The 22,426-nt window shown below is 62.0% G+C and carries 18 protein-coding genes and 3 pseudogenes; 15 read left to right on the top strand and 6 right to left on the bottom strand.

The genetic code is table 11. From position 1 onward, the window contains the following. A pseudogene (locus AC1DNG_RS20540) lies at positions 1–486 on the top strand (hypothetical protein); the annotation flags it as partial. A gap of 716 nt (positions 487–1,202) precedes the next feature. Here the strand turns inward: AC1DNG_RS20540 and AC1DNG_RS20535 are convergent. The 6 genes and pseudogenes from AC1DNG_RS20535 to AC1DNG_RS20510 form a co-directional block, all read right to left on the bottom strand. Further along, a pseudogene (locus AC1DNG_RS20535) lies at positions 1,203–1,460 on the bottom strand (carboxymuconolactone decarboxylase family protein); the annotation flags it as partial. Positions 1,461–1,536: 76 nt separating this feature from the next. Then, complete coding sequence (locus AC1DNG_RS20530) at positions 1,537–2,313, bottom strand: crotonase/enoyl-CoA hydratase family protein (RefSeq protein ID WP_476888154.1); 777 nt, start codon at positions 2,311–2,313, stop codon at positions 1,537–1,539. 52 nt (positions 2,314–2,365) lie between these two features. Continuing rightward, the gene (locus AC1DNG_RS20525) at positions 2,366–2,818 is read right to left on the bottom strand and encodes a MaoC family dehydratase (protein ID WP_476888153.1); all 453 of its coding nucleotides are present in this window, start codon (positions 2,816–2,818) and stop codon (positions 2,366–2,368) included. Next, on the bottom strand, positions 2,815–3,870 hold the full coding sequence (locus tag AC1DNG_RS20520; RefSeq protein ID WP_476888152.1) for an ABC transporter permease: 1,056 nt from the start codon (positions 3,868–3,870) through the stop codon (positions 2,815–2,817). Before AC1DNG_RS20520 ends, AC1DNG_RS20525 begins: the two co-directional genes overlap by 4 nt. Beyond that, positions 3,867–5,393: a sugar ABC transporter ATP-binding protein gene (locus AC1DNG_RS20515; protein WP_476888151.1), complete on the bottom strand. Its 1,527-nt coding sequence runs from the start codon at positions 5,391–5,393 to the stop codon at positions 3,867–3,869. The genes AC1DNG_RS20520 and AC1DNG_RS20515 overlap by 4 nt, the downstream gene beginning before the upstream one ends. Positions 5,394–5,560: 167 nt before the next feature. Then, positions 5,561–6,694, bottom strand: a complete 1,134-nt coding sequence (locus AC1DNG_RS20510; RefSeq protein WP_476888150.1) for a sugar ABC transporter substrate-binding protein — start codon at positions 6,692–6,694, stop codon at positions 5,561–5,563. Between the two features lie 161 nt (positions 6,695–6,855). Here AC1DNG_RS20510 and AC1DNG_RS20505 point away from each other — a divergent pair, with 161 nt between their 5' ends. The 14 genes and pseudogenes from AC1DNG_RS20505 (at position 6,856) to AC1DNG_RS20440 (ending at position 22,422) form a co-directional block, all read left to right on the top strand. Further along, positions 6,856–7,620, top strand: a complete 765-nt coding sequence (locus AC1DNG_RS20505; RefSeq protein ID WP_476888149.1) for a nitroreductase family protein — start codon at positions 6,856–6,858, stop codon at positions 7,618–7,620. Between the two features lie 48 nt (positions 7,621–7,668). After that, positions 7,669–8,374: pseudogene (locus AC1DNG_RS20500) on the top strand (transposase); the annotation flags it as partial. A gap of 46 nt (positions 8,375–8,420) precedes the next feature. Beyond that, on the top strand, positions 8,421–9,647 hold the full coding sequence (locus AC1DNG_RS20495; RefSeq protein WP_476888148.1) for a flavin reductase: 1,227 nt from the start codon (positions 8,421–8,423) through the stop codon (positions 9,645–9,647). 1,935 nt (positions 9,648–11,582) lie between these two features. Continuing rightward, a complete protein-coding gene (locus tag AC1DNG_RS20490; protein ID WP_476888147.1) occupies positions 11,583–12,809 on the top strand; it encodes an LLM class flavin-dependent oxidoreductase in 1,227 nt (408 codons plus the stop codon). 21 nt (positions 12,810–12,830) lie between these two features. Further along, positions 12,831–13,223 carry a RidA family protein gene (locus AC1DNG_RS20485; RefSeq protein ID WP_476888146.1) on the top strand — a complete coding sequence of 131 codons (393 nt, stop codon included), beginning with the start codon at positions 12,831–12,833 and terminating at the stop codon, positions 13,221–13,223. Between the two features lie 5 nt (positions 13,224–13,228). Continuing rightward, positions 13,229–14,077, top strand: a complete 849-nt coding sequence (locus tag AC1DNG_RS20480) for an amidohydrolase family protein (protein ID WP_476888157.1) — start codon at positions 13,229–13,231, stop codon at positions 14,075–14,077. 45 nt (positions 14,078–14,122) lie between these two features. Continuing rightward, positions 14,123–14,506, top strand: coding sequence for a RidA family protein (locus AC1DNG_RS20475; protein ID WP_476888145.1), 384 nt, complete (start codon positions 14,123–14,125; stop codon positions 14,504–14,506). Positions 14,507–14,644: 138 nt separating this feature from the next. After that, a complete protein-coding gene (locus tag AC1DNG_RS20470; RefSeq protein ID WP_476888144.1) occupies positions 14,645–15,748 on the top strand; it encodes an LLM class flavin-dependent oxidoreductase in 1,104 nt (367 codons plus the stop codon). A gap of 46 nt (positions 15,749–15,794) precedes the next feature. After that, positions 15,795–17,297: an aldehyde dehydrogenase family protein gene (locus tag AC1DNG_RS20465; protein WP_476888143.1), complete on the top strand. Its 1,503-nt coding sequence runs from the start codon at positions 15,795–15,797 to the stop codon at positions 17,295–17,297. Positions 17,298–17,386: 89 nt separating this feature from the next. Beyond that, positions 17,387–17,833, top strand: a complete 447-nt coding sequence (locus AC1DNG_RS20460) for a hypothetical protein (RefSeq protein ID WP_476888142.1) — start codon at positions 17,387–17,389, stop codon at positions 17,831–17,833. Then, positions 17,830–18,531: an SDR family oxidoreductase gene (locus AC1DNG_RS20455; protein ID WP_476888141.1), complete on the top strand. Its 702-nt coding sequence runs from the start codon at positions 17,830–17,832 to the stop codon at positions 18,529–18,531. The genes AC1DNG_RS20460 and AC1DNG_RS20455 overlap by 4 nt, the downstream gene beginning before the upstream one ends. A gap of 43 nt (positions 18,532–18,574) precedes the next feature. Then, positions 18,575–19,726 (top strand): thiolase family protein, encoded by a 1,152-nt coding sequence (locus tag AC1DNG_RS20450; protein WP_476888140.1) that lies wholly within the window; start codon positions 18,575–18,577, stop codon positions 19,724–19,726. Positions 19,727–19,771: 45 nt separating this feature from the next. After that, complete coding sequence (locus AC1DNG_RS20445; protein ID WP_476888139.1) at positions 19,772–21,946, top strand: acyl-CoA dehydrogenase family protein; 2,175 nt, start codon at positions 19,772–19,774, stop codon at positions 21,944–21,946. 5 nt (positions 21,947–21,951) lie between these two features. Then, positions 21,952–22,422 carry a MaoC/PaaZ C-terminal domain-containing protein gene (locus tag AC1DNG_RS20440; protein WP_476888156.1) on the top strand — a complete coding sequence of 157 codons (471 nt, stop codon included), beginning with the start codon at positions 21,952–21,954 and terminating at the stop codon, positions 22,420–22,422. Positions 22,423–22,426 lie beyond the last annotated feature (4 nt).

Here is a 22,426-nt window from a genome sequence, read left to right as displayed (position 1 = left end):
GATCTGGATTTGATTGAAATTAACGAGGCCTTCGCCTCAGTGGTTATCCAATCGGCCAGGGACCTGGGGATCGACACGGACCGGATCAACGCCGACGGCGGCGCCATCGCCCTCGGCCATCCGGTCGGCGCATCGGGGGCCCGGCTTGTTCTGCACCAGGCACTCGCACTTCACCGCGCGGTGAACGTGGTGGGCGGGCCATTGGGGGTGATCGAGGTTTGGTTTGATGGCCTTGGCCTCGTACATGCGGCAAGCCGTTCTACAGGCCCAGGAGCTCCCAGCGGCCGTAGTGGGCGGGCATCTTGTCCAGACCCGCCTTTCATGCCTGGGACTCGCCCCGGGCAGCTGACCGCCCCGATTCGGGAGGTAACGCAAGTGCCAGTGGTGAGTGGCCATGCTCCCAGCCAGGCTTCGTTGGACTTCAACGCAATCCCGGTCAGCATGAACTTCTGCACCTTGCCGGTAGGCGTCTTGGGAGGTCTCTGACATCGATGAAAAAGAATATGTCGGGGGCGCCGAATCCGGCGAGGTTCTGCCGGCAGAAGTCCATCAGTTCGGCAGCCGTGACGGTGCCCTGGGTTCCAGGACGATCCACGTGCAACCGACCTCGCCCCATTTCACGTCCGGCAGCCCGATCAGGAATGCCTGGCTTGACGCCCGGGTAGCTGGTGAGCAGATCCTCGACCTCCTTGGACGCGAAGTTCTCGCCCCCGCTGCGGATCAGCTCGTCCTTGCAACCCGTCAGCTGGATCGATCCGACACGAAGAACCCCGGCCGAGCTCGCCGCTGAAAACCCAGCCATCGCGGAACGTCTCGGCAGTCGCCTCGGGCTGCTCCCAATAGCCGATTGCGTTGGTTGGCCCCCGCTACACCATCTCTCCCTCTGGCCCTTCGGGCAGTGGTATTCCGGTAGTGGGATCCACGGTGCCGAGCCCGGCAAGAAGACCTCCCATGCACGGCTGTGCGGCCACGCTTCCAAGTTTGGCCCGGTCGACGGTGGTCGACGCCGTCTTCGGGCTATGACAGTACCTGACCAGCACCGGTTTCTGTCATGCCATAGCCGGTCGTCACCTCGCGGACGCCACGCAACGAGATCGCGCGCTGCCAGAGCCATGAGGGAGCGGGTGCGCCAGCAGCCATGAGCGCCACCAGGGAACCCGTTGCCGGCGGCCCGGGTCGCCGGCGACTCGACGAACCGCTGTCTAGTCGGTGGCCATCGATTCGAGCCGAGCGAGCGTACTCATAGCGCTTGGCCAACCCTCGTGGAAGGCGATGTGGGTGAGTGCTTCCGAAAGCTCCTCCGTGCTCAGCCCGTTCTCGAGGGCCGATCCCGGGTGACAGTCGAGCTGTTCGTTGCGCTGCGTCACCACCAACACCGAGACGGTGATGAAGCTGCGATCCTGTGGTGGCAATTCGGCACGTTGCCAGACGTCGCGGAACAGCACATCGTCGGTTAAGGTGGTGAGCTTCGGGCGATGTTACCGATCAATCGCGCAGTCGCGCTGCGTTCATCCATGTCGTCGTTCGCGTCCTGAGTCATTTGCTGCGCCACTTCTCCACCCGTTGGCTGTGCTCAGGGTCGAGGTGTGCGAGCGGCTGCATGGCCGCTGCCATCGAGAGCACGGATTCTAGTGAGGCAGTGCGTGACTCGTGGAGCAGTCGCTTGGCCATGCGTAGCGCGTGCGGGGGGTTCTTCGCGATGCGGTCCGCAAGGGAGTGCGCAGACGACATCAGCGAGTCGTGCTCGACGACCGAGCCGACCAAGCCCCACGACAGTGCCGTGGCAGCGTCGATGCGATCGCCCGTGAACGACATCTCGGCGGCGCGCTCGTGGCCGATCGCCCGTGGCAGGAACCACGAGCCACCATCACCCGGAACGATGCCGACCTGTACGAAGCTCTCGGCGAATGATGCACGATCAGAAGCGATACGCATGTCGCACATCATCGCGAGATCCATACCGGCGCCGATGGCCGCACCGTTCACCGCGCCGATCAAGGGGACCTCAAGTCGTACCGTCGCCTTAGGCAGTCGTTGAATGCCGCTGGCGTATGCCTGTCGCATCGCGCGCTCGTCGACGCCGAACATCCCTTCCCTGTTCGCCATCTCCTTGACGTTGCCGCCCGACGAGAAGATTTTTCCGTGACCAGTGAGGATGATCGCCTTCACGTCGAGGTTTGCGTTCGCGTCGTCGACCGCGGCGTCGAAGCGCTCGATGAAGGCGCGGTCGGTAATCGCGTTCCCGCTGTCGGGCTGATGGATCGTCCAAACCTGGATCGGCCCCTGGTCGGTAATATCAAGTGGTGTCTCCACGTCGTGTACTGCCTTTCTTTTGCGCTCCGAAGAGCAGTTTCTGCGGTCGGATTCAGTGTGCAATCAGGGTGAGTCGTTCGGCGACGCAGGCTGGTTTTTCGCCGCCGCTTTCGACGACGATCTTCTGCGTGAGCATGAGCCCGGCCTGCACCTCACTGACGTCGGTGAAGGTGAGGGTTGCACGCAGTTCTGAGTCGACGAAGACCGGCGACGGGAAGCGCACCTTGTTGAATCCGTAGTTCACCTTTGCTGAGCCGAACGAAATACAGTAGAGCCCTTCAGCAAAGCGCGACAGGAGCCCGATGGTGTAATAGCCGTGCGCGATCGTGCCTCCATACGGGCCGCCTTCGGCACGCACCGGATCCACGTGAATCCATTGATGATCGCCCATGACGTCGGCGTAGTTGTTGATCGCGCGCTGGTCGACCAACAGCGGGGCCGACGGTCCAATCGGTTGCCCGAGCGCCTCACGAATCTCGTCGATGGTCGCGAAGTTGCGAGTCATGCTTTCGTTCCGACCTTTTCTGCCGACCTCTTCGTGCGGAGCGGCTTCCAGTCGGCGACCGTGATGGCGACTGCCGCGATCAGGATCAGGCCAGAGAACACGTCCGGCGCCCAGCGGGGCACACCTGCCAGGATGAGGCCGAGGGAACCGGTTCCGATCACGAGGACGGCGACAAGGGTTCCCCAGGTGTTGAAGCGCCCGCTGCGGAACTGTGTGGCGCCAAGGAACACGGCCGAGAACACCGGGATCAGATAGTGCGTGCCGCCATCCGGGGAAGCTGCTGTGATCCGAGCGGCAAGAATCACACCACCGAAGGCGGCGCAACCGCCAGTGATCACGAGCGCGCCCGTGCGAACTCCGCCCACAGAGATGCCCATCAGTCGAGCCGCTTCTGCGTTGTATCCGGTCGCATAGACCTTCCGACCCTTCACGGTGTGTTCGAGGAAAATCGCGAGAATGATCGTCAGAATAATCGCGTAGAAGACAGCGATCTCGATTCCGAAGATCCGCGTCGAGGCGACGGCATTCAACTCCCCGGCCATGCGATCGGTCAGGATTCGGTCGCCCGACACGCCGATTGCGGCTGCTGCGACGATCGCCCCCGTGCCAAGTGTTGCGAGCAGCGAATCGAGTTTCAGCTTGATGATTGCGAAGGCATTCACGAGCCCGACGAGCATACCGGACGCAACCGCCGCCACGAGGCAGACTATGGCCGGCAGGTCAGTTGCCGAGAGGAGCGCGCCCGCGACGACGCCGCCGAGACTGATCGTCGATGCAAACGAAAGGTCGATGACACCAGCCGCGAGTGACACCACCAGGCCCATCGCGACAATTGCAGTGACTGCATAGTCATTCAGGATGGACGTGGCGGTAACAGGCCGCAGCCACAGGCCAGGAATCCAGAGCGAAAAGACGACGATCAAGCCGATCCATACATATATGGCGCCAATGTTGCGGAAACCGAGGTATCGCGAGAAACGTCGCGGCTTTCGGCCCCCCGGCGCGCCCTTGTCGCTGGTGTTTGCCGGAACGGCGGCTGTCATGACGGTCATGTTGTGATCCTGTCTATCTCGAGTTCGTTCAATGTGTCGGTGGAACGTCCGGCAAGCACCCCGAGCATGTTGCTCTCGGTAATTTCGATGCCAACGAGTTCGCGTATCACTCGTCCATCGACGAGAACGAAGACGCGGTCGGCCAGTCCGACAAGGTCTTCGATGTCGGCAGAGCTGAGGATTGTCGCCATGCCCTCGTCGGAGAGCTTGTTGACGACGTCGTAGAGCGTGCGGCGGGCGCCGATGTCGACCCCGCTGGTCGGGTTATCGAGCACGAGGACTTTCGGTTTGCCGATGAGCCCCCTGGCCATGCAGACTTTCTGGCGGTTGCCACCGCTCAATTTGCCGTAGAGCTGCTCGGTGTCGACGGGTGCAATCTGGAGCTTCTTAATCCAACTCTGTGCGATCTTCACGTCTTTGGACTGATTGACCATGCCGGGCTTGGAAGCGATCAGTCCCATGTCGGCCAGCGTGATGTTTTCTCGCACTGTCATCTCGCGCACCGCAGCGGCAGTATGACTGTTCGGCAACACGAGCGCGAGGCCCAGCTGGCGTGCCTGTTCGTAGCTCAGCGTGCGATGCTGATTGCCGCCCTCCACCGTGAGCCGCATGGTCGCCGGAGACATTCCGGTCAGGGCTGTCGCGAGCGACTCCCGGCCCGAGCCATCGATACCCGCAAAGCCAACAATTTCGCCGCGCCGGAGCTGGAAAGCGACACCGCAGAGGGTGTCGCTGCTGAGCTCGGCGACATCGAGTACAACGGGTTGCGGCTCGTCGGCCGAATGGGTGTGGGACCCTGCATGCAATTCCTCGATCGGTCTGCCCACGATCAGCTCGGCCAAGGAGGCTGTGTCGAGCGTCTTGGTATCGTAGGTGCCGAGGTATTTGCCGTCACGAAGCGCCGACACTCGGTCGGCGAGGCCAAGGACCTCGCCAAGCCGATGTGACACGTAGAGGATGCTGATCCCCTGCGCTTTGATCTCGCGCAGCGCCATGAAGAGACGCTCGACATCGCTCGGAGGCAGGGCGGCCGTCGGCTCGTCGAGCACAAGCATGCGCAGTTCGCCGTCGGTGTCATCGAGGGCTCGAGCGATGGCAACCACGCTGCGTTCGACGGCGGAGAGCTCGCTCATGCGCACATCCACGTCGATGTCGATGCCTAGCCGCCCAATCAGGGCCTCGGCGCGCGCGCGCTGGCGTCGCCAGTTGATTCGTCCTCCGCGCGTTGCATAACCAGAAGCGAGACCGACGTTCTCGGCGGCGCTCAGTGCATCCACGAGTGCAAGATCCTGGTGGACGAACCGAAGGCCAGCCTTGATCGACGCGGGCGGATTTCCATGGGGCAGCTGCTCCCCCGCCACGAGAATTTCCGACCCCGGGTCAGGATTATGGAACCCCGACAATGCCTTGATCAACGTGGATTTTCCAGAACCGTTCTCGCCCACGAGCGCGTGGATCTCACCGGGCTGGATGTCGAAGGACACGTCGTTGATTGCGCGTTGGCCACTGAAGGTCTTGCTCACTCGGCGGAGTGAGACTTGTGCTTGTACTGTCATGGTTGACCTATCTGCCACGACGACGATGGTCGTCGTCAGATTCGTTCACGTGATTCACTCGGCTGTCGGACCGATGCCGTGCTGCCCGATCACGATTCGAGCGGCAGCACAGCATCGGACGCACCACGTCGTCTCTACGAGATTCCCCACAGTGCGCGGAATTGCGCGTCGAAGTCCTTAACGGTCGGGAACATCTTGGCTGACGGGACGGTCTTGGGAGTGACGATCCAGGTCGGAACCTTTTCCGCGTTGACCGTGTCACTGTAGTCTTGGCCGTTGAAGGCGCGGGCGAAGAAATCGATCGCTCGCCAGGAGGTATCTTGGCTCGCCGACGTCACCATCGCGGTCAAGTAGTTGGCGTCCATCAAATACTGGTTCGCGGCCTCGTTACTGGCGCCGAGCGACATGAATTGGACGGCATCCTTGCTGATGCCTGCCGACTCGAGCGCCGCCGGAACACCGATCATCAAGTCCGAAACACCGATCTCAACGAAGTTGATGTCGGGCTTCGAGCGAAGATGCGATGAAAGGCGCTGCGAGAGGTCGCCGCCGACAGCACTCGACGGCATCTCGAGTGTCTCGACCACGCACGACGCGCACTTTTCCTTGATGGTGGTCGTGTATGACTTGGCGATGAGCTGCAAGCTCGGGATCGTCGCCCCCGCGGTCACAGCGAGCGTGTTGAGCTTTTCACCATGCTGTGCCAGAGCGTAGTCCGCCATAATCTGACCGGCCCGAATATACGTTTTTGAATCGAGCAGATTTGCCGTGACGCCCGCACCCGGCTCGTCGACGACATTCATTCGCAAGACGGGGATGCCCTGTTTCTGGATGTCAAGCAATTCGTGGTTAAAGTAGCTACGTTCGTGCGTGACCGCGATGATCCCGTCGGGGCTCTGCTGCGCAGCCTGTGCCCAGGCCGCCTTGATTTCTTCTGGAGTTGACCCGGTGTTGATCCGGCGAACCGTCCAACCGACCTCAGTCGCGGCCTGCTCCGTTGCGTCGGCTAGTACCTTGCACGCGGGGAAGGCGCACTGCATGAAGATCAGCTCTTTGTGCGCCGGCATGCCGTGCAGCGGGGTCGAAATTCCGAGGTGGGTCGGGCGTTCGAGCAGGGGGGCGATTTCGGCCCGCATCTGCTCGGCAAGGGCGCTGGTCGAACCATCGGCGTTTGCGGCTGGCGGACCCTGGGCGCCGCTGGCACATCCTGTGAGTGCCACGATGGCAGCGATAAGTCCCGTCACCGCGATCATTCTCTTCGTTCCCATGTGAGAGTTCCTCTCTAAGCTTAGTGATCTCGATCATACCGACTGGTCGGCTTGAGATAGGATGCTAGCACCCCTCGGCCCCGGTGTCTTGCCTTTTTTGACCGTTCGACATCACATCGCGTTTCGGTCGAGGATTTTCACGCGCCTAGGAAGGGCGGCCATTGCACATCATCAACTCACCAGTGATCGACCTGCAGCATCGACACCGCTCGGTACGCCGGTATCTCGAGCTAGAGGTGACCGAATCGCAGGTCGCGACCATCGTCGCTGCTGCGCAGCGCGCATCCAGTTGGTCCAACCTGCAGGCTTGGTCTGTCATCGAAGTTCGCGATGTAGGACGCAAGCACCGCATCGCTGCTGCCATCGGTAGCGCCCCGTACGTCAAAGAAGCCCCTGTCTTCCTGGTGTGGGTCGCCGACCTCGCCCGCAACGACGCGGTCATGCGCGAGCAAGGCGTTGAGGCCGAGACGCTGCACCTCATGGACAACACGCTGGTCTGCGCGCTCGACGTTGGCATCGTCGCGCAGAGCGCACTGCTCGCGGCTGAATCGCTTGGCCTCGGCGGCGTCTTCGTTGGTGGCATTCGTAACGCGCCCGAAACGGTCATCAGCGAGCTGAATCTCCCCCACCTGACATTCCCGATGGTCGGCATGGCAATTGGCGTGCCACACTCCGAAGAAGCAACAGGCGCGAAACCGCGACTGCCCCTCGCCGGCGTACTGCACAGCGAGCAGTACGACGGCGATGCGTGGCGTGACGCGACTGCTGCCTACGACGCCGAGTATCGCGAGTACTTCGAAGGGCAGGGCGCGACGAATCGTAGTTGGGCATCAACCGTCGCTGCGCGGCTCGGCAAACCCGAGGCAATGCTCGGTCGGCATACCATGCGCGCGTCGCTGCGCGAGCAGGGATTCGACAGTGACTGAGCTGGTGGTGCGTATGCACCAGCGTGCCGCATCCACCTCGTCGCCACCGATGAGCAGGCGGCGGAGCTGTCGATGCTGTGCGGCTTCGATGACGACCTGGCCAAGCAGGCCACGGCCGCCTCAAACCGGATCCGGGGGGCTGCTCACCCAGGTCCATTTGGCCCTGGAACGGGTCATCAGCAAGCACCTCGACCATCCCTCGATGCCCCGAACTCCTGACCAAATCCCCACACCGGAGAAGCTGCGCAAAGCCGGCCAAACCAGAGTCGCGGCATGCTCAGGACGGAAGCCCGCATCTTCACTGAAGTTCCGGGCAATGAATTCAAGACCACCGGGCACCTTGCTTCATACGCCCGTCTTGCACCAGTGACGTGGCGATCGGGGACCTAAATCCGCGGCGACCACCCGTCCAAGAAGGGCAACAAGTGCCTCAAAGGGGCCTTCTTCCTCTCAGCGTTCGCAGCATTGAAGGATCCACTCTCACAGGCAAACTACGACCGGAACGCGCGGAGGGAAACACGACAACCAGACCTGATCGCTCGCCCGGTGTCGCTGCGAGGTCCTTTTCGCCATGCTCCGCGACGGCGCGCTCTACGACGTGCCCAAATCCACCCGCCTGATCAAGGCTCGGCACCGCAGCCGGCGGCCCCTGCCTTCGGCCAATGTCCCCTGCCCGGAAACCGGCGACCACCATTTGAAAAATTGTCGTTACCCCTTGACGAATAACATACGGACCCCCGCTCGCGACGTGTGACGTCCCCAGTGGCTGCACGGGGATATAGCTGAGGCATTGAAGGTGAATGAGATTTCGCGTAACATACCGACTCGTTGGTATGTTACTAATTTTGGAGTTGATTCATATGCCCTCACCCTTAGATACATCGTGGTATCGCCAAGTTCTAGGCCAGTACCCCACCGGGGTTTGCGTAGTAACGGCTACTCAGGCCGATGGCAGCCATGCAGGCTTCGTGGTTGGATCGTTCACTTCGGTCTCCCTGGATCCGCCGCTCGTCGCTTTCTTCCCAGACAAGAAGTCGTCCAGCTGGCCGAAGATCGAGGGCGCGAAGCACTTCTGCGTCAACATTTTGAGCGCTGATCAGGAACACTTGTGTCGGCAGTTTTCATCTAAGACGGGAGACAAGTTTGCCGGCGTGAAGACTCGTCCTGCTGCGACAGGTGCACCAATCATCCAAGACGTGGTGGCTTGGATCGATTGCGATATTGAATCGGTCTTAGACGCTGGTGACCATTACATTGTTGTTGGGCGGGTTCGCGAGCTTTCGGTCGAGAATCCCAGCTTGCCTCTACTCTTTTTCCAGGGCGGCTACGGTCGGTTTGCTCCTCTCTCCTTGGCGGCGGCCGATGAACGAGGGAGGTTCGCAGAGGGTCTGCGGGAGGCGGACTTGTTGCGACCTGTAATGGAAGACCTTGCTTCTGATCTGGGCGCACGCGTCGTAGCTACCGTCGTCGACGACGAGGATCTCTTGGTTCTTGCGAGTGCTGGAAGTCCTAATGCCGGTGCGCGAGCTACTTTGGTCGGGCTCAGGATCCCTTTTGCGCCGCACAATGGGTCAGCCTTCAACGCTTGGCTGGATCAGGAGGGGAGGGACAGGGTTCTGAGCAGCGTCCAGGAAGGGCCTGAGCGTGAGGAGATCCGACGGCGAATCAATGCCGTTCGGGACCGCGGCTTCTCGCTCGGCCTGATAAACGATGCGCAGCGTAAGTTCGCCTTGGCGCTGGATCAACTCGCAGAAGACCCCTCGGCCTTGAACTCCGATGACCTGCGAAGTCTCGTCACCCAACTCGAGTACGAGCCGGCTGAGTTGACGGCTCCCGCGCTTGATGCTGTCCGTGTCATAGCGGCTCCTGTGCGTCGCGCCAGCGGCGAGGCTGCCTTGGTTCTCACTGTCTACGGATTCTCGAAGCCGCGACGGGACGATGACGTAGTGGTCCACATCGACAGGTTGCTCCAGAGTGCGGAACGCGGTGCCCGCCTGCTATCCACTCAGCCATCTCCTGTGAATTGAAGGCCGGGGGCTTGCGACTCTGACTGTTCCGCGTCGCAGTGGAATGGGCGTGGGTAGTCGCGTAGCCTGACGACGGGGCTTTTCTTCCGGGTTTCATAGGTGCGTGAGTCAGTAGTCGTTTTGCCGGACGGACGCATGACTCCGGGCAATCGGGCGAAGTATGGCCTGCGTAGGACACCTGCCGGGCCCCGATTGTTGGGAATGCCCGGGTCGTGACCGGGTGGGGGTCCTGCGCGCAGCGCACACCCCCACCCGCATTCCCGCTATGTTGCCGGCTCGGCGCGTTAAGTGTGCAGCTTCATCAGGTTATGGCAGGCTGCGAGCAGGTTCCACTCATGGGCGGCTTTTCCCAGCCCGCGCCGCACGACGTGCTTTCCCTGCTGGGTGTGGTCTGTCCGAAGACGGGCTCTACGATGGCCTTGCGCCTGGCATAGACCACCTTGGCCCTATTTGGTTTTCAGTTTCTGGGCCATCCGTTGCCCCGAGGTGGCGTTCGCCGGGATCCCGCCCCGCGGTGCGTCGAACCGGCATGCGCGCTCGAGGTTCGCCTTCGAGCAGTACCTGTGACGGCGAGCCACTTCCCGGGCATTCCCCAGGTTTGCAGGGTTGCTCGAGCATGGGAACCCGCCGGTCGTAGTTGTTGGCCACCTGGTTCATGTCTGCGGCAACGAATGACCTTTCGGTAGGAGTCAACGTCGGACTGGCCTCCACAACAATAGGAAAATGCAGCATCGGCCCTCTTGGAAGTGCTTGCTTTTGAGGCGCAGGAAGATCGGTTAGATTTTGTCCGTTGAGTTCGGCCATTGCCGACGTTTCCTGACGGTGCAGGTCAGGGCACGTTTCACCCGAAATAGCTCGGCATAATCCTGGCCTGAGGCGGACACTTCTTCCATTTTCTCTGGAAGGACGTGGGTAATAAGTGATCCTTCAAGGTGGTTGTCGCCGGGCCATTGGCGCCGTTCGCATCCGATTTGCATGTATTCCTGACTGGCTTGGGATACTCTCCGGACTCGGCCTCGCGGAAACTGCGGCTGGTCGCCCACCTGTCGCGGTGGATGGACCTTGCGGTGCAGACGTTGTCGCCTGGTGTCTTAGAAGATTTCGTCGCCGTGCGTCGATGGGTATACAGGAATTGCCGCAGGCCTCGTTCTCTGACTCCGTTCTTGTACTTCTTGGAGTTTGCCAGTATTGATCGGGTGGCGGATCCACCACCGGTGGTGTCGCTGCTGGATGAGCTGTTGGGTGGTTTCGAACAGTATTTGTTGCGTGAACGTGGACTGCGCCCCGTGACAGTCGTGAACTGCTTGAATCAGGCCGGCTGTTCTTTGGCTGGAGGGCCGGGCGCTCAGGGCCGGACTGGGCGTCTTTGTCGATCGCTGAGGTCACGGATTTCCGGTTGTGGCGCGGACGCAAGGAAACGGTCGGTTCCATTCCGGTGGCCTCTGCGGCATTGCGAGCATTGTTGCGGTGGCTGTTTCGGGCCGGGCTCATCCCGCAATCGTTGGCGAAAGGCATCCCAGAGGTGGCTATTCCCCTTACGCTGGCCTGCCGAAGTTCCTCACACAGGTCCAGGTCCAGGCATCGACATCTTTGAGCACGCCTTGGTAGGGGTGCTGGCACCGGCGAGGATGACGATCTTCGGTCGATTCATAGTTGCCACCAAGCTGACTGGATTTGGATGGAATTCGGGCGTGCTCTGGATCTGTGTCCTGCGGCTGCGTCGTGTCTTCTGCATCTATTGCCATCAGCGACCCGTAACTAAGATCTTAGAGGACTTGCAAACCGACGGGTCGGTATCTATGATTTGAGCTACCAATAGGGTGATGGAAATCACGAAAGGGTGGCCGCGGCAACGCGGTTGATTCGGTCGAGGTCTCTCACGCAAATCCGATCCTTCCGCCGTTCACGGCGAGTAGCTATGGGAGAAGAAGTTCAATGAAGATCGACATGCTGTATGCGTTAATTAACCGGCAGGGAACGATGACGTGGAACGAGGTGCTTCAGGCATCGCGACACCACGCACAGTTGGCCGACAATCTTGGTTTCGATCGTATGTGGCTGGGTGAGCATCACTTCGACCACGACGGAACGGACGCGAGCCCCAACCCGCTCATGCTCGCTGTCGACCTGGCCGCGCGCACTAAGAACATCCGATTCGGAATGGCCGCGCTGTCCATTACCCTCTGGCACCCGATCCGCGTCGCGGAGGATGTTGCCCTGGCCGACCACATGTCCGACGGGCGGCTCGATGTCGCGTTTGGTCGAGGCATCCTGCCCATCGAGGTGCTCAACCTCAACCCGCAGGCTGGCCGCTGGGAGGGAAGTGAGGACACGAGCCTCGCAATCTTCGACGAGAACTACGAGATCGTCACGAAGATGTGGACGGAGCAGCCGTTCAGCCACAAGGGCAAACGCTACGAGCTGCCGACGCCCGGCACCAGGTTCATTCATGCGCCCGGTGCTCCAGAACCCCAGGGGTGGGTGGACGAGCAAGGTGATCTGGTTGCCTTCGACATGTATCCCAAGCCGCTCCAGGATGCGCACCCGCCCCTGTTTGCGGTCACGGAGTCTGAGCGTGGGTTCCGCGACGCCGCTCGCAAGGGCATCGGTGCGATCACGTGGTACCCCACCGGCAAGGTGCTTGACAACCTGAATGCAGCGTATCAAGAAGAGTATGAGAAAACCCACGGCAGAAAGCTGCCGCTCGGCGCCAACACGTCGTTGCTTCGCATGGCATATGTGGCGCAGACCGACGAAGAGGCTCGTCGCGTCATGGAGCCAGCAATTGTCGACTTCTTCAAGTTCATTGTCGCCGTGCGCGGTGTGTACGTGTTCCTCGACGCTCACGAAGACCCGAACGACCCGCGCTGGAAGGACCTTGACGGGTCGGCCGCATACGACTTCCTGCTCGAGCGCGACCACCTGCTTATCGGCTCGGTCGAATCGGTCAAGGAGCGCATGCTTCGCATGACCGAGGCGCACCAAGTTCAGAACTGGCTGCTGCAAATGGGTATCCCTGGTATCCCAAACAACGACATCGTTGACGAGTCCATGACCCTGTTCGCCGAGGAGATCATGCCTGCGGTCCGTGAGGCGGGAAGGAATCTCCCGAACAGTGACATTCACGGCCGTAACGATGCTGAAATAATCGCGCCCCGGTAGGGCGAGAAACTGAGGAATCTTATGATTGAGTATCTCAATCCGTGGAACCACGACTACCCGTCGGTCGGCATGAACCCGGGCACCGCGACGAAGGATTGGGTCTTCGCGGGCGGGATGGCCTTCGACTTCGACACAATGAAGCGGAGTGAGAATGCAATGACGATCGCTGACGAAACGAGGATGTGTCTCGAAGAAGTCAAGGCGATTCTTGAGGCGGCCGGCAGCACGATGAAGGACCTCGTCAAGGTCACGTGCTATGTGAGTGACGATGCCTTTCGACAAGAGGTTTGGGCTGCTTACGCTGAGTTCCTCGGCGAGGGACCGTATCCGTCGCGGGTAACGTACTCCGTCGGTATCGCAGGTGGGTGTCGCGTCGAACTGGACGCGATCGCGACCCGTCCGAAGCGGGCTTGATCGCAATGTCGGAGCGCGGGATTATCGACTGGCACACACACATCTTTAGGCCTGAGCATTGCGGGCCGGTATGGACGGAACGGGGAACTGAACTCCTCGGTATCCCGGCCTTCGGCGAAGCCGACCTTGCCGAACACTCACGGGTCATGGCGGAGTCGGGAGTAGATCGTTTCGCGCTGATCGGGCTGCAGATCGCCAAGATGGGGATGTTTGTACCGAACGACTACCTCGGCGCCTACCTGGAGCAGAATCGGGGGCGTGCGATCGGGGTCGGCAGCGTCGATCCGACACAGCCTGGCGCGGCGGATGCGCTGCGCGAGGCTGTTCGCGAATTCGGTCTGCACGGGGTAAAGCTGGCACCGCCGTACCAAGGGTTCCACCCGCACTCCGACGAAGCGTTCGAGGTGTACCGCGCGGCGGCAGACTGCGGCATCTTTATGATGTTCCATCAGGCGAGCGTGTTCGCTCCGGACGGTATGCTGGAATATGCCTATCCCTCGATGATCGACAAGATCGCCAGGGAGTTTCGCGACACCAATATACTCTTGGCGCACTTCGGAAAGCCGTGGGCGAACGAGACGGTCGAAGTCATCATGAAGAACTCGAACGTCTTCGCTGATGTGTCGACGCTGACATGTAAACCATGGCAACTCTACAACGCATTGCGCCTCGCCATGGAGACACACGGAGTTATCGACCGGATCGTGTTCGGATCGGATTTCCCGTCGTTCAACCCTGGCGAGGCAGCACGGGACTTCCTGGCCCTCGCTGATCTCGAGATGCCGCTCCCGATACCAAAGGCCATCCTGGAGAACATTCTCTATGACAGGCCGTTCGACATTATTGTCAAATAACTCGGAACGCCTCCGCATTCCGATTCTCAAGATTCGAGGAAACTTGTGGTTGATTATCTGAACCCTTCGTCCATTCAATATGACCCGAAGATGGGACTGTCTTCGGGAGCCGCAACGGAGTCGCTCGTGTTCGCTGCCGCGCTGGCGCTCGACCTGACCACGATGAAGCGGCATGTCGATGCCGTGACCATCGCCGATGAAGTGCGCATCGTTTTCCAGAACCTTGACGACATACTGGGCGAGGCCGGGCTGAGCCGGCGCGATATCGTCAAAACGACGTGTTACCTGCGAAACGACGAGGACCGCTTCGACTTCATCGCGGCCTACAAGGAGCAGATCGGCGACGGTCCATTCCCCGCTCGCTGCACGTTCACTGTCGGGCTGGCTTCGGACGTTCGCGTCCAGATCGAAGCGATCGCCGTCCGTTAGTAGGGACCGGCCACGGTTTTACCTTGCTCTCTGAGCAAACCCCACGTATTATTAATAACTACTACATACCAACTGGTCGGAATGAAACGACTGCCCAGGACGTGACAACCATCTCTGGAGGCACTAATGCACACCGGTATGACCCTTACCTTTCAAAACCTCGATCGTGAACGCTCCGATCGTGCCGTGATCGAGGCTGAGCTTCGACTGGCCAAGCGCGCTGAAGCCGCGGGTTTCGACTCCCTATGGGTCCCCGAGCACCACTTCACTGACTACGAGCTGACCCCAAATGTGCCACAGTTCCTCGCTTGGCTTGCGGCACAAACCACGACCCTCCGCTTGGGTACGATGGTTACGGTTTTGCCGTGGCAGGACCCGATTCGGTCGGCCGAGGCGTTCTTGATGCTCGATCACCTCTCCGGCGGTCGTTCGATCATGGGTCTAGGTCGGGGTCTGGGACGCATCGAGTTTGAGGGTTTCCGCGTGCCGATGGGAGAGTCGCGCGGACGCTTCGTCGAATATGCCGAGGCTATCCTCACGGCGCTCGAGACCGGAACCATCGAATACGACGGTGAATACTACAAGCAGTCCGCGATGACGCTTCGACCTGACCCGTACGCGACCTTCAAGGGTCGCACCTTCGCGTCGGCGGTCTCGCCGGAGTCGATCGACATCATGGCGCGCATGGGCGTCGGCCTCATGGTCATCGCCCAGAAACCGTGGGACAAGGTGGAGGCGGACCTCGAGGCCTATCGCAAGCGCTACCGCGAACTCAATGGCACCGAGGCGCCGAAGCCCATCGTCTGCGTCTTCACGGCTGTCGCCGAAACCGAGGAGGGTGCACGCACGATGCGGGAGACCTACCTGAAGAGGTACGCGCTTTCGACGGTCGACCACTACGAGTTCGATAACATCGGCTTCGCGTCGATTCCCGGCTACGAGTACTACGCCGGGCTGGCTCGCAACATCGAGAAGCACGGCATAGACGGGTTCTCCGACTTTCTTGCGGACCTCCAGGTGTGGGGCACGCCCGACCAGGTCAACGAGAAGATTCTGTCGTACGTCGAGCGACTCGATGCGGGCGGTGTGCTGATCGCGCCGGTGTTCGGCGGCATGCCCGAAGAGGTCGCGAACAAGAACTTCGAACTCATCAGCAGGGAGGTGCTTCCCGTCATCAAGGCCCACGACGTAGGAGGTGACCTCGGAGTCCTGCACGGGACTGATGTCACCGTGCGCGCGTAAATTCAGACCATCGTCGATCACTTCTTTCGGAAGGGAAACAAGAGACATGAGCACAGTGCAGGATAGCCTTCAGGCCCCGGAAACCAACAAGGTCGAGGGGTACGTGAAGCCGCAACACTTCATCGGCGGAGAATTCATCGATGGCGCCGGAAGTGAGGTCGTGCCGGTTTTCGACCCCGCTACGGGGCAGCAGGTTGCCGAGTTCACGCAGGTGACGGCAGACGAGGTCGACGCCGCGGTCGAGGCTGCTGCGGCGGCGTTCGAGACGTGGAGCGAGTTGTCGATTGCACGTCGCGTGCAGGTGGTATTCGATATGCGCGACAACCTGATGCGCAACGCCGACGCGATTGCCAAGACCCTCACCCTCGACCAGGGCAAGACGTTCGAAGAAGCAAAGGGCGAAGTGCTTCGCGCGGCGCAGTACATCGAGACGGCACTCGCCGCACCGATGCTTGCCCACTCGAAGTCCAGCAACATCTCCGGCGACATCGACGGCCGAAATGTGCGCAATCCCATCGGCGTTACCGTCGCGATCACGCCCCTGAACTTCCCGGTCATGAACCCCAGCATGTTCATATCGTGGGCGCTCGTCACCGGGAATACGGTCATCATCAAGCCGTCAGAGCAAGACCCGATGGCTACGACGGCACTGTTCAAGGCCTTCCAGGTCGCGGGCCTGCCGAAGGGTGTCATCAACCTCGTGCACGGCAACGCCGACGCCGTGCGACGACTCATCTCCCATGAGAAGGTTGTTGCCGTTTCATGTATCACCTCGACCCCGGTAGCCAAGGCTATCTACGAGCAGGCTTCGGCCCTCGGCAAGCGTGTCCAGGCTAACGGTGGAGCCAAGAACCCCATCGTCGTCGCCGACGATGCAGACCTCGATCTTGCTGCCGCCGGCATCGTCTCGTCGGCGTTCGGCATGGCTGGCCAGCGATGCCTCGCAGGCACGCGAATCGTCGCGTTCGAGGGAATCTACGACGAGCTCATCGAAAAGGTTGCCAAACTGAGCGATGAGCTCGTCGTGGGTGCTGGTCGCGACGAGGGTACGACGATGGGGCCCGTCATCAGCGCGGCCAGCCGTGATCGCCTGTTCCAGGTGATCGGTGAGGCCGAGGCCGCAGGTGGCGTACTCGTGCGCGACGGCCGCAAGGTGGAGCCGCAGGGAGCCACTGCGACGCAAGACGGCTACTTCGTCGGGCCGACCATCATCACGGACCTCGACGCGGCGAATCAGGTTTCATGCCAGGAGACCTTTGGTCCCTTGATCGTAATCCACCGCGTCGCATCCTTGGCTGAGGCGATCACGCTGGCAAACGACACCGAATTCGGCAACGCGGCGAGCATCTTCACTCGCTCGGGCAGCACTGCGCGCCAGTTCGAGAAGTACTCGCGCTCGGGGAACATCGGCGTCAACACGTTCCCGGCGCCGGCGCCGAACTTCGTCATGGGCGGTCAGGGCGCGTCGTTCTATGGGCTGTCACACGTCGGTGGCGACGAGCCTCTGCGGTTCTATACCGAAGAGAAGTTCGTCATCACCCGCTGGTAGCACCACCGATTCCGGTCCGCACGCGAGTGCGTGCAGACCGGAATCGCCCCAAATTCATCCCCAACACAATAGAGTGGAGGCTTTCAAAGATGCGTGTATGCATTGCTGATGAGCAACTAGCCACCTCGCTGCAATCACTCGGCAACGCAGACGGCCGCATCGACGAGGGCGTGCTGTTCAGCCCTGCGACGGTGACCAACTGGCAGCAGGCCGAAGATCAGCTGACCGACGCATTCAAGCTGACGCGCGAGGCCGCGCTGGTCGACGCGCCCGTAATTTTTCTGCTAGACGCCGACGCTGCGCTGGGTCGTACTTCGGCACTGGATTCCGCGGTCGCCATCGGCCTCGTTTCGGGCGGGCGGTGTCTCGCGTTCGAAGGTCAGCGACGCAACCTGTATGCGACCGTTCTCGCCGCTGACGGCACCGTGTCGAGCGACACAATCGAGGAGACGGTGCGCTTCGTGCTCCGCACACGAGCTGCGCTCGGGCAGACCATCATGCTCGGCGCTCAACAGTTGGGAAGGTTGCTGCCATGACTCTCGCCATTGTCACCGGTGGGGCTCGCGGCATAGGCCGCGCCATCGCCGAGAAACTCACGACGACCGGCCATCGTGTGCTCCTCGTCGACATAAGTGAGGCCGTCGAGCAGACTGCGGGCGAGCTCGACGCACTCGCCGTTCGCGCCGACATCACCGACCCGGCAGGCATCGAACGCGTCGTCGATGCGATTGAAGCGTCAGGCGAGACGCCGTTGGTGCTCGTGAACAACGCCGGCATCACGCGCGACGCGCTGGTGCGCAAGATGACCGAAGACGAGTTTCGACTCGTGCTCAAGGTGAACCTCGGCGCAACGCTCGCGATGACCGAACGCATCGCGCCGTTGTTGGCCGATGGCGGTTCGATCGTGAACCTCAGTTCGCGCGGACAGCTGGGCAACGTCGGGCAATTCAACTACGCCGTCTCGAAGGGTGGCGTGATCGGCCTCGCTCGTGCCCACGCGTTGACATTCGCACCACGTCTGAGAGTGAACGCCGTCGGACCTGGATTTATCGAGTCCGACATGACGCACGCGATGCCTGAAGCGGCGCAACAGAAGATTCTCGCCACGATTCCGATGGCACGCCCAGGTACCCCCAAAGAGATCGCAGATGTTATCGCGTGGCTCGTGTCACCCGATGCGAGCTACGTCACGGGCGAGGTCATCTACATCGCCGGTGGCCGCAGCTTCAGCTGAATCTTTCCAATCCCCATCCATACAATCGTTCATAAGGAGCCAAATGCGCGAGGCCGTGATCATTGATGCGGTTCGAACCCCAATGGGCAAGCGTGGTGGAGCACTATCGTCACTGCATCCCGTCGATCTCGGCGCCCAAGTTCTGCGGGCGTTGACGGAACGAACTGGGCTCGACCCCGCCACCGTCGACGACGTGATCTGGGGCTGTGTCACGACCATCGGCGAACAGTCGTCGAATATCGGCCGATGGACGGTGCTGGGGGCCGGCTGGCCCGAAACGGTTCCGGCGACCACGGTCGACCGTGCCTGCGGCTCGTCACAGCAGGCGTTCGCGTTCGGTGCCGCCGGCGTCATCGCCGGCCACTACGACCTCGTCGTCGTCGGCGGGGTGGAGTCGATGTCGCGAGTGCCGATGGGGGCCACGCGCACGAGCGGCCACGGCGAGGCTCGCGGGTTGCTCGTGGCCGACCGATACCCTGGTGTGGAATTCTCACAGGGGCTCGCGGCCGAGGCGATTGCCAAGCAGTGGCAGCTGTCGCGCGACGACGTCGACAGCTTCAGTCTCCAGTCGCATTCCCGCGCTGCGTCCGCACGTGACGAAGGCCGTTTCGACTCGCAGATCGTGCCGATCACCCGTGCAGACGGCACTCGGGTCAGCCGAGACGAGGGCATCCGGGAGGGCGGCACGCTCGAACGCATGGCAGGTCTCAAGACCGCTTTCGACCCCGACGGTGTTGTGACTGCAGGTAACGCGTCGCAGATCTCAGACGGAGCATCCGCAGCGATCATCACGACGCCCGAACGTGCCGCAGAGCTGGGTCTCACGCCCAAGGCACGAGTCGTCGGCTCGACGGTCGTGGGTGTCAACCCGGAGATCATGCTGACCGGCCCGATTCCTGCGACCGAGCGCATCCTGCAACGCACCGGAATGAAGCTCGCGGAGATCGGGACATTCGAGGTCAACGAAGCATTCGCATCCGTCGCCCTCGCGTGGCTCGCCGAGACCGGCGTAAACCCGACGTTACTGAACCCCGACGGGGGAGCCATCGCGCTCGGGCATCCGCTCGGCTGTTCTGGCGTGAGACTGACCGCAACCATGCTGCATCGCATGGCATCGCAAGACATCAGGTTCGGGCTGCAAACTGTCTGCGAGGCCGGGGGCATGGCGAACGCGATGATCCTCGAACTCCTCTAGGTCGCGAACGACCAGACACCCGCGCTAACCGAAAGGGTAACAACAATGTCCAGTACCGAACTCGTCAAGCTCCGCGCCGAGGTGCGCCAGTTCATCGATGAGCAGCGCGCGATCAGCACCTTCACACCCGTGGTTGACTGCTGGGTGTCGGCCTGGAACGAACCGTTCACCCGCGCCCTTGCCGAGCGGGGGTGGCTCGGCATGACCATTCCCGTCAAGTACGGCGGACACGGACGCACGTACCTGGAGCGCTACGTCGTGACGGAGGAGCTGCTGAGCGCCGGTGCGCCAGTCGCCGCGCACTGGGTGGCAGACCGCCAGATCGGTCCCTCGCTGCTGCGCTACGGCACGGAAGAGCAGCGGGCCGAGTTCTTGCCCCGCATTGCCCGGGGCGAGGCGTTCTTCGCGATCGGTATGAGCGAGCCCGAGTCGGGAAGTGACCTCGCATCTGTGAAGAGCAAGGCCGTGCGCGTCGACGGCGGATGGCTGCTGAACGGGACCAAGACTTGGACGGGCGGCGCGCATCGTGCACATACGTTCATCGCCCTGGTGCGCACGTCCGACCTCGACGAAGGCGCAAGCAAGCACGATGGACTCAGCCAGTTCATCATTCCACTGGAGGCCCCTGGGGTGTCGAAAGAACCGATTCATTGGATCGATGGGACACACCACTTCAATCGCGTGACCTTCACCGATGTGCTTGTTCCTGACCGCGACGTCGTCGGCGAGATAGGTCAGGGTTGGCCGCAGGTCACCTCAGAGTTGAAATTCGAGCGCAGCGGCCCCGAGCGGTTCCTATCGACGATGCCGGCGCTCGAGGCGCTGCTCGCCGTCGGCGACCCTGACGGACGCGTACCCGACCGTCGGCTCGGGCGGCACATTGCTCGGCTCACGGGTCTGCACAGCCTCTCGTTCGAGGTGGCGCGTCGTCTGCAGCTCGGCGACTCGCCCGAGCTGCAGGCGTCGATGGTGAAGGTGCTGGGCACGGTCACCGAGGGCGAGCTTGCCGACGACATCGCCGACTGGGCGAGCGGGGCGGCTCGACTTGACGAGCGGCTGTCGGCGGCCAGCGACAAGGCCCTTCTGCGCCGCGCTGGATTTACGCTCCGTGGCGGAACGAACGAGATTCTGCGAGGAATCATCGCCAAAGGTCTGGGCAAGCCTCAGCCGTTGGAGAGTGAGCTCGACGAGGAGCTCAACAGCCAGTTCGACGCAGCGTTCGCCCCTGACCGCGAGGCACGCACCATGCCTGCCCCGCTCGGCGCGTTCTCGCGCCAGGTGTGGGCGCAGGCGCGCAGGCTCGGCACGGGCCGGTCGGTCAACGGTCGGCAGGGCGTCGGCGAGAATTGGTCGGCGACATTCTCCCTGCTCCATTCAGCTGCCGCTTCGGGCTTCGCGCTGCCGCTCGTCGAACACAACGTGCTCGCCGCGTGGCTCGCCGACCGCACGGGCGTGAGCTTGGGCGAAGGGGCCGCCACCGTCGGCTGGGTTGTGAACGGCATCACCCAAGTCCCGTGGGGGCGGCACGCCGAGACCACACTTGTGGTCGACGAGCAACGCAACACCGTGACCGCGCATACGCGTGGGGACCTCGAGCTCGAAGAGCGCAACGACATCGCCGGTGTTGCCCGTGACCGCGTGACGGCGGTCCTGGCGGGGGGCTCAGCAGTCAGAGTTGCCCCAGAGATCATCGCCGAGCTGCGCCTTCGCGGCGCGCTGGCCCGCTCGATCCAGATCGTAGGCACGTTGATGCGGAGCGTCGAAATCGCACATGCACACGCCGCAACGCGTCAGCAATTCGGGCGCCCGTTGGCCGCGTTCCAGGCCGTGCAGGCGCTGCTGGCTGATGCAGCCGCCGAGCAGGCCGTTGCCCGATCCGCAGTCCTCCGCGCTGTCCGCATCGTCAGCGATGATGCGGCCACGGCAGGCGATGTCCGCTCGGCCATCGCCATCGCGAAATCGTGCGCTTCCGAAGCGGTCGGCGTCGTCGTGCGCAACACGCATCAGGTCATCGGAGCGATCGGTACGACGCAGGACCACGAGCTGCACCACTATACGCTTCCCGCGTTGGCATGGCGCGAAGACTTCGGCACCGTTAGCGATTGGAACGCCGAAATCGGTGCCGCGGTCTGTGAATCCGGTCTCAGTGACGCGTGGCGGGCCATCACCTCGGCGGGCCATCTTGGTGCCCGAGTCCTGGCCGAACGGGTCGGCGCGTGACCGACATGTGGTTCGATGACCTCGTCGAGGGCATGTCGTTCGACAGCCCGGGGCGCACGGTCACCGAAGCCGCAGTCGAGTTGTTCAGCGGGGTCTCCGGCGACTTTCACCCGCTCCACATCGACGCACAGTACGCCTTGCAGACGCCGTTCGGCCAGCGCATTGCGCACGGTGCGCTGGTGCTGTCGATGGCGGTCGGGCTTCGCAGTCAGCTGCCGTTCACGGGTGAAGCCCTAGTGGCCTTCGCTGAGATTCGAAGTTGGCGGTTCGTGCTGCCGGTGTTCATCGGCGACACTATCCGAGTACGCACGGAGATCGCTGAGCTGCGACTCACGTCGCGGCCCGAACGCGGCGTCGCAGTTCAGAAGGTGCAAGTCCGGAACCATCGAGACGAAGTCGTGCAGGAAGGTGAGATGGTCAACCTGCTCCTCGTCCGACGGGCGGATGTCGAGTCCTCGTCAACCGGTCATCGGTGACCTC

It is taken from the genome of Arthrobacter sp. 01T425, assembly GCF_056398725.1.
This window is presented reverse-complemented; position numbering and strand designations above follow the sequence as displayed.